This is a genomic window from Acetivibrio straminisolvens JCM 21531 (assembly GCF_000521465.1).
Lineage (GTDB): Bacteria > Bacillota > Clostridia > Acetivibrionales > Acetivibrionaceae > Hungateiclostridium > Hungateiclostridium straminisolvens.
Genome location: NZ_BAVR01000098.1, coordinates 1 through 7,017 on the forward strand (window position 1 = coordinate 1; position 7,017 = coordinate 7,017).

Sequence of the window (7,017 nt, forward strand, 5' to 3'; positions counted from 1 at the left end):
TTGACAATACTAAATATATGTATTAATATAATAAATATACGGTGGTAATTTAGTGATAAAGCAAACAGGTTTCACATCAATAAAATAAGGAGTGATTATATGGGTAGGGAAGCACTAGGAAAATGCCCGGTTTGCAACAACGATACGACAATAACAAGAATTACCTGCGATAAATGCAACACGACGATAGAAGGGCGTTTTGATTTGTGCAAGTTTTGCAGACTGACACCGGAGCAGAAGTTGTTCGTAGATGTGTTTATTAAATGCAGAGGAAACATCAAAGAAGTAGAGAAGGAACTGGGAGTTTCATATCCCACGGTTAAAAATAAACTTGAAGACGTAGCAAATGCATTAGGTCATCAATCGGAAGAAGAGCCTGTTGAAGAATCAAATAGAAAGGAAATCCTTGATAAATTATATGAGGGTGAAATATCTGTTGATGAAGCATTGGATTTGCTAAAAGGCTGACAGCATAGAAAATTTAACATATAGATTGGTTTAAAGTTTGTCGGACAAATGTAAGGTTTGGATAGAATGATGAAAATGAATGTTTGTAAGCTGTAAATATCAGCTTATAAGGAAAAGGAGGCGGTATATATTATGTCAATTAGCGAAGAAAAAATGTTTATACTTAAGATGTTGGAAGAAGGAAAAATTTCAAGCGAGGAAGCGGCAAGACTTTTAGAAGCTGTTGATCCTAATAAGGGAGCAGCCGGCAGCTACAGTGGTTTTAAGACCCAACAAAAGAGAGCTAATTTTGCCGATGAGGTGTCCAAAGTAAAAGATAGATTGAATGAATGGAAAAATGAGTTCAAAAAGAATTACAGCCAGAAGGATTTTGAAAGGGCAGTGGACGAATTTAGCACTAAGGTGGAAAAGTTGGGTAAAAACCTTGCTTATACAACTATAGGCGTGGCTGACAAACTTGTAGATTTCGTAAGCAGTTTTGTGGAAACCAATTCTTTTAATGTGTTTGGCAAGTACAAGGCGACAAACAGGGTTTTTGAGACAGCTGACGTAAATGAAGACACGGAGCTTAATGTAGAAGCAATTAACGGGCACATTCTTGTGAAAAAGCATATGGAGAACAAAGTTATCATAAGAAGCACAGTAAAAAGCCCTGTTGATAATGCAGATGAAATTCTTGACTTTAGCCAGGAAGAGAACAAGGTGTCTTTAAAGTGCAATAAAATAGGTAACATCAGCGTATCCCATGAGATATTCCTCCCGTCAGTGAAGTTTAAAAACATCAATCTGGTTACCAAAAACGGCAAAGTGTATGTGGAGGACTCAACGTCTGAGAATTTCGAGGCGGTTACCAGCAACAGCAATGTTGATTTGATGGGTGTTACCGGCGATAAAATTAATGTTTCCACCAAAAACGGACGAATTAATTTTGGTTATATTATTGGCAAGGACATTAATGTTGATGCATCAATTCCGTAATAGAGATTAAGCAGTTAAAGACTACCAATCTCAATGCCGTTACGAAAAACGGAAGAATATTTATTGAAAATGTCCATAACCACAATGACGACCCGAACATAAATATGAATTTGAAAACATCGTCTGCAGGCATTAAAGTTAATATGAACGATATGGAAAAGAGAGGATACAGAGTCAAGGCTCAGACTACCAATGCGGAAATTAACCTCCTTATTCCGGAAATGACCTACCGCAACATGAGCAAGCAAATGAGCTCAAATTTTGTGGAGGCAGACAGCGACGGATATGATGAATATGCAAACAAGGTAAACATTGTTGCTGAAACTACTAGCGGAAATATTGAGATAGTGAAATAAGTTCTAAAATATGTATTAACATAAGATATGAAGTTCATAGCATGGGAGAAGTCCGAATTTGGATTCCTCCCATGTTTTTTGCTTTCCTATTTTCAGCATTGTATCTCGAATGGGAATTCGCCAATGATAAAATGTTTTTATGTAAATACTGATTTTAACTATTTTGTAACCATTTATTGCAGATTGCATGATAAAATATTATTATAGAAGAGATATAGGAAATATATTTTGAATTTTTTGCAACGGATAATCAGGGGGAAAAGTATGAAAAAAATTCAAATAGTTGTGTTAAGCTTGATTATTTTTTGCATATTGTTGTCAACGTCTTGCTCAGAGAAACCACCGGATGAAACACAAGATGTTATAGGTGGCAAAATAGTGATGTACGCAACACCTGGCGATTCTGTCAGACAGAAGTAAGAAATATAGTAAAAAGCAAATATCCGGATGTGGAATTTGAAGTAGTTTCGCTTAATAGTGGAGAAGAATTTAAAAGCAGGCTTTTAACTGAATTAATGGCGGGGAAGGGTCCGGACGTTATTGTTTTGAGTCCTTCCACTAAAAAAAATTCGACTACGATTGAAACTTTGAGAAAGATGGCGGAATCAGGAGTTTTCTGCGACTTGGAGCCTTACATATCAAAGGACAAAGATTTAAATCTGTCAGAGTATAATGAAAATATTTTAAACAGCGGAGTCATAAATGGCAAAAGATACTTTATTCCTGTGGCCTATGATGTACCGATTCTTTGGACGGCCAATTCTATTCTTGAGAAAAATAATATAGAAAATGAAATGGCAAACTGGACTCTCAAAGATATGGCTGATTTTGCAGTTCAGTTTAAAGAGAAAAATCCTGAGAATTACCTCTTTGGCTATGGAGATGGATTTATCAGAAACATTATGTATGCAAACTGGAGAGAATTTGTTGATTACAAGAGAAAACAGGCAAGCTTTGACAGTGAAGAGTTCGTAGATTTTTGGAAACAGTTGGCCGTATTGAAAAAGCGGGTGTTTGTGATAAAGAACTTATTAAAGAGTATATAGGGCTGGAGTTTGAAGCATTAAAGCACGGGAAAATTTCGCTGATAAGCAGTACTGAATATCCGATAATTCCTTGGGAATTATGGTATCGCAATTCACATATAAATCACTACTTTAACGCTAGCAGCATAAGAATTTCTAGACTTCCGACATTTAGGGAATCTAACAGGGTGATGGCGCATCCCACAGATATCGTAGCAATAAACAAAAACAGCAAGAATAAAGCAATTGCATATGAAGTATTGAAAATCTTTTTGTCAAAAGAAATTCAGGGTTCTAAGCAATTTCGCGATATTATGGGAATACCGGTTAATAATGAAACTATGAGAGAACTTATTGAGAAGTTTTCGGGAGAAGATGGAAAGACAACGCTTACTGTTGGAGTGGCTATCAGCGAGACTATGGATACTGTACCGTTAGCTGAATCAGTTGTGGAACAATATAACTCAATAATAAACGGAGTAACGGAATGTGTACTGGTTGACGAGCAAATAATTGATTTTATGATTGAAGGTTTTAACGAATATAAAAAAGGCAATAAATCTGCTATAGAGGCGGCAAAGTTGGTACAGCAAAAGGTAACTCTGTTTTCAAATGAGTAATATTAACCTTAAAATGCTTTTATGTAAATACTAATTTTAAACATTTTGAAATCATTTATTGAGAATTGTATGATAAGATTATATTAGAAAGAGATAGATAATTTAAATTTGGTGTTAGAGGAGAAAGTAGTTAAAATGGAATTAAATCAGATTAAAGATTTGATGCAAAGAGTTAAAGAAAATATCCGAAAGGTTATTGTCGGGAAGGATGAAATAATTGATCTTTTGCAGATTGCATTGATTTCATCCGGACATGTGCTGCTGGAAGATGTTCCGGGGACGGGCAAAACGCTGATTGCAAAAGCAATGGCAAAATCGCTGGACACTTCGTTTAAGAGAATTCAATTCACGCCAGACCTTCTGCCATCGGACTTAAGCGGTATAAACTTCTTTAATCAAAAGGAAAGCAGATTTGAGTTTAGACCGGGACCAATCTTTTCAAATATCCTACTTGCAGACGAGATAAATCGAGCTACTCCAAGGACTCAGTCAAGCCTTCTTGAATGTATGGAAGAGCGGCAGGTTACCGTAGACGGTGAGACAAGGATGCTAAAACGTCCGTTTATGGTTGTTGCTACTCAAAACCCCATTGATATACAGGTACATTTCCGCTTCCCGAGGCACAGCTTGACCGTTTCCTTATAAAAATCCGAATGGGATACCCAAAGACACAAGAGAGTGTGGAAATATTAAAGAGATTTAAAGAGGAAAATCCTTTAGACAAAATAGAACCGGTGGCTTCGGAAAAGGAAATAATTGATGCCCAAAAAAGTTATTCAAAGGTATATGTAAGTGACGACATTTTAAAATATATTGTGGATATAGCGGAAAAGACGAGAAATCACAAGGATGTCATAATCGGAGTAAGTCCCGTGGAAGCCAGGCTTTGCTCAAAGCGGTACAGGTATATGCCATATTAAAGGGACGGGGTTACGTTGAGCCTGATGATGTTAAGGCCATGGCAAAACCGGTATTGTGCCATCGCTTGGTATTGAAAAATGCAATCATGGCAAAGGGGCAGGCGGAAATAATTATTGATCAAATTCTAAATGAGGCGGTTGTTCCGTCGGAAGAGAATTTGCATAAGGGATGAAGGCGTGATGTTGGGAATACATTGGTTTATTATTGTAACAGTCATTGTGCTTTATATTCAGCGTAAGGTTTATATAAAGTATGGCCTTCACAATATTGAATATGAGAGATATTTTTCCGATGAGACGGCTTTTGTAGGAGATGAAATTCATATGGTCGAATGCATCTCAAATAAAAAGCTGCTTCCGGTGCCATGGCTGCGCCTTGAGTCAAGGATTGACCCGGGGCTTAAGTTCCAAAGCCAGGAGGACCTTGATATAAAATACGGGGAGTATCATAAGAGTTTTTTCAGCATGGGCTCTTACAAAAAGATAACGAGAAGGCACAGGATAAAATGTGCAAAGAGGGGATTTTACTCTTTAAATTCTGCGGTAATTACCTGCGGTGATGTTTTGGGAATGGAGGAAACTTGCAAAGATATAGAGCTTTCGGCAAATCTCTTGGTTTATCCCGAAATAATACGTGTAGAGGAGATTCCGTTCCCTGTACATAATTGGCTTGGCGAAATAGCTGTAAGGCGTTGGATTGTGGAAGACCCCTTTATGATTTCCGGGGTAAGGGATTACAACTGCGGAGACCCGTTGAATCAAATAAACTGGAACGCAACTGCACGTTCTGGGGAAATAATGGTTCACAAACTGGAACATACTTCCTCTCCAAGCCTGATGATTTATTTGAATGTGGATGACAGTGAAAATGTGCTTGGATATGTGGTAAACCGGGACATTATTGAAAAGGGAATTACCTATGCTGCATCTATTGCTCATTATGCTTTGTCAAAAGGAATTGAGACGGGCTTTGGCTCAAACGGGTACACCGTTGAACATCCAAAGCAGGTAGTTCGGGTCGCTCCGGGAGTGGGTTCGGAGCAGCTCAAGCTTTTACTTGAGGTTATGGCAAGAATGGTTGTTGCCCAGAGTAAGGCTTTTAGTACTTTTGTGGAGGAGGACATATTTTCAGGCGTTACAAACAGGGATTATCTTTTTATCACCTGTCATGTGGATGAAGACATTATGAGTAAAATTGCCCGGCTGAAAAGCATGGGTAATTCTGTTGAAATAATAAGGCTTTCTCCCGAATCTTCTAGGGATAAGGATGTTGATAGCTATGGGAAACAGGTTGTCTGACATATTAAAAAAATGGGCACAGGGAGCTTTGGAGTTACTTTTGTTCTTTCCTGTTGTATTTGCAATAGGTATACTGCTGTTGCCGGATTTTTATGTGTGGTTTTGGATTGGAAGCTTGTTGGTGTCTTATCTTGTGGGAATTATTGAAGGCTACTTTCTAAGGAATGGCAAAAAGCTTTTGTGTGTGCTTTCGGGTCTATTTATATCCGGTGTGGCGGCATATGCATTTGCGGGGATAAATTTCAAGCTAATTATAATTTACGCAATTTACCTGCTTGTATTGTACCGCGGAATACTATATACAAAACTGCCGCTAAATAAAGTTTTCCCTGAGACAGCTTACTGGTATGGATTTTGGATATATTTTATTGCGTATTTTGTATTTAATTTTGTGCATAAGCTTGAACCGTACGTGCCTCTCGTATCGTGGATGGGAGTTGTCATTGTCGCAGTTTATATCTTTCATGCCAATACTCTTCTTATTAAGTCTATGGTCTATTCAACCAATAAAAAGTTTATTTCTGTTTCCGTCATCCGTCACAATCGAATCGCAATATCTGTGATTTTTTCAATAATTTTCGCTCTTTCGGGTATCTCAAAGCTCAAACATGTATCCCTGTGGGCTGCAGGTTCATTGCTGAAACTGCCGGGAAGGCTGCAAATTCTGACAGACGGAGGATTTTTGGCTGGAATAATACGAAGAAATTTTGATGGACTTCCGGAGGATACATCCCCGGCAGTTCATTTCCCTAAAATATTCAACATAATTGTTATTACTATTATATGTATCGCTTTTTGATGCTTCTAATCTTTCTGCTTGTGTCGGTCATAAAGCTTGCAGGCTCGGTGCTTGGAGCATGGCTCAGAAAAAAGTGGAATGTGGGATTTACGGATGAAGAAGAAAGTCTCATAACCTTCGGCAGCATCAAGGACAGCTTTATAAAGAAGGTTAATGAACGGGTATCAAAGCTGTTTGAAGAGGAGCCCGATTGGGAGAGCTTAAAAGACAATAAAGAAAAGGTGCGATATATATACAGAAAATTGTTGATTGATGCCATGGCTTCCGGATATTTATTCAAGAAATATCTAACGCCATTGGAGACTGTAAGGGATATTGACACATGGAGACGGCAGGGACTTTGTGAAGCAAGCGGGATTGGGAAGTTATACAGCAAGGCAAGATATGGGAATGGCGGCATTGAGGATGAGGATGTAAGGAAAGTAGAGGAGGCCCTGTATTCTCAGAAGCTGATAAACAAGCAGAAAGTATTTAAGATAAGGAAAAGTAAGATAAGAAAAAAATAATTTTAGGTTCATAAGCCGTTGGATTAATAAGTTATTGACTTAAATA

8 protein-coding genes and 1 pseudogene are annotated in these 7,017 nt (G+C 37.9%); all 9 read left to right on the forward strand.

What is annotated here, in order from left to right; genetic code table 11:
- The first annotated feature begins 99 nt into the window (after positions 1–99).
- The gene (locus tag JCM21531_RS16205) at positions 100–468 is read left to right on the forward strand and encodes a DUF2089 domain-containing protein (protein WP_038291393.1); all 369 of its coding nucleotides are present in this window, start codon (positions 100–102) and stop codon (positions 466–468) included.
- Between the two features lie 132 nt (positions 469–600).
- The gene (locus JCM21531_RS16210) at positions 601–1,446 is read left to right on the forward strand and encodes an SHOCT-like domain-containing protein (protein WP_243467857.1); all 846 of its coding nucleotides are present in this window, start codon (positions 601–603) and stop codon (positions 1,444–1,446) included.
- A gap of 104 nt (positions 1,447–1,550) precedes the next feature.
- Positions 1,551–1,802, forward strand: a complete 252-nt coding sequence (locus tag JCM21531_RS23105) for a DUF4097 family beta strand repeat-containing protein (RefSeq protein ID WP_243467858.1) — start codon at positions 1,551–1,553, stop codon at positions 1,800–1,802.
- Between the two features lie 449 nt (positions 1,803–2,251).
- A complete protein-coding gene (locus tag JCM21531_RS23110) occupies positions 2,252–2,848 on the forward strand; it encodes an ABC transporter substrate-binding protein (RefSeq protein ID WP_038291394.1) in 597 nt (198 codons plus the stop codon).
- Entirely contained in the window at positions 2,782–3,447 is a 666-nt protein-coding gene (locus tag JCM21531_RS23115; protein WP_243467859.1) for a hypothetical protein, read from the forward strand. The genes JCM21531_RS23110 and JCM21531_RS23115 overlap by 67 nt, the downstream gene beginning before the upstream one ends.
- 135 nt (positions 3,448–3,582) lie before the next feature.
- Positions 3,583–4,540 (forward strand): annotated as a pseudogene (locus JCM21531_RS16225) (AAA family ATPase).
- Between the two features lie 7 nt (positions 4,541–4,547).
- Positions 4,548–5,666 carry a DUF58 domain-containing protein gene (locus JCM21531_RS16230; protein ID WP_054847157.1) on the forward strand — a complete coding sequence of 373 codons (1,119 nt, stop codon included), beginning with the start codon at positions 4,548–4,550 and terminating at the stop codon, positions 5,664–5,666.
- Positions 5,647–6,465 carry a hypothetical protein gene (locus JCM21531_RS23120; protein ID WP_243467860.1) on the forward strand — a complete coding sequence of 273 codons (819 nt, stop codon included), beginning with the start codon at positions 5,647–5,649 and terminating at the stop codon, positions 6,463–6,465. The genes JCM21531_RS16230 and JCM21531_RS23120 overlap by 20 nt, the downstream gene beginning before the upstream one ends.
- Positions 6,465–6,971, forward strand: a complete 507-nt coding sequence (locus tag JCM21531_RS16240; RefSeq protein WP_038291396.1) for a hypothetical protein — start codon at positions 6,465–6,467, stop codon at positions 6,969–6,971. Before JCM21531_RS23120 ends, JCM21531_RS16240 begins: the two co-directional genes overlap by 1 nt.
- Positions 6,972–7,017 lie beyond the last annotated feature (46 nt).